Origin of the sequence: Glycomyces albidus, assembly GCF_009451885.1 — a bacterium.
Lineage (GTDB): Bacteria > Actinomycetota > Actinomycetes > Mycobacteriales > Micromonosporaceae > Glycomyces > Glycomyces albidus.
This window is the reverse complement of sequence record NZ_WIAO01000087.1, coordinates 1-955: the sequence shown is the minus strand read 5'-3', so window position 1 is coordinate 955 and position 955 is coordinate 1. Positions and strand designations below refer to the sequence as shown.

At 68.7% G+C, this 955-nt stretch carries 1 protein-coding gene; it reads left to right on the top strand.

Annotated elements, in window-relative coordinates; genetic code table 11:
* Positions 1-74 precede the first annotated feature (74 nt).
* Positions 75-944, top strand: a complete 870-nt coding sequence (locus tag GFD30_RS26105; protein ID WP_322633631.1) for an IS5 family transposase — start codon at positions 75-77, stop codon at positions 942-944.
* Positions 945-955: the final 11 nt, after the last annotated feature.

Here is a 955-nt window from a genome sequence, read left to right as displayed (position 1 = left end):
TAGGCCGTGTTTACGAACTGAGGAAGCCTCCTGTTGAATCTGTTGTGCTGCAACGATTTCAATAGGAGGCTTCTGTGTCGAGCCTATCAGGGCGCGGGGATCTGACCGATAAGCAGTGGGAACGCCTGCGCAGGTGGATTCCCGCACCGGCAACGACCGGCAGGCCGATCACCAGATCCAGGCGCCAGCTGTGCAACGGTGTGGCCTGGCGGGTGCGAGTCGGTGCACCCTGGCGCGACGTCCCCGAGGCCTATGGTCCCTGGCCGACGGTCTACCGGCTCTTCGCCACCTGGCAACAGCTCGGCATCTGGGCGCTGATGGCGAAGATGATCCTCGCCCTCCTCGACGCCGCCGGCCGCCTGGACTGGACCGTCAGCGTCGACTCCACCACGGTTCGCGCCCACCAGGCCGCAGCCGGCGCCCGCCACCGCCCGGTCCCCGGCGAGCCCGATGACCATGCCCTGGGCCGCTCACGCGGCGGCTGGACCACGAAACTCCACCTGGCCGCCGACACCACCCAGACCGTCATGAGCGTGGTCCTCACCGCCGGCCAGATGGCCGACTCGCCACAGCTGGGACCGGTGCTCGATGCGATCAGCGTGCCCCGGACCGGCGCGGGCCGGCCTCGCACCCGACCAGCCCGGGTGCTCGCCGACAAGGGCTACCCGTCCCGAGCCAACCGCGCCTACCTGCGCAGGCGCGGCATCCAGGCGGTGATCCCCGACCGGAAGGACCAGCGGCACAACCGCAAGGCCAAGGGCCGCCTCGGTGGGCGGCCCCCACGGTTCGATCGCGAGGCGTACAAGCAGCGCAACACTGTCGAGCGGGCCATCGGCCGCCTCAAGCGCTACCGCGCCATCGCCACCCGCTACGACAAGCTCGCCATCCGCTACGAAGCGGCCATCCAAGTCGCAATGATCCTCGACTGGAAACCCAGTTCGTAAACACGACCTAG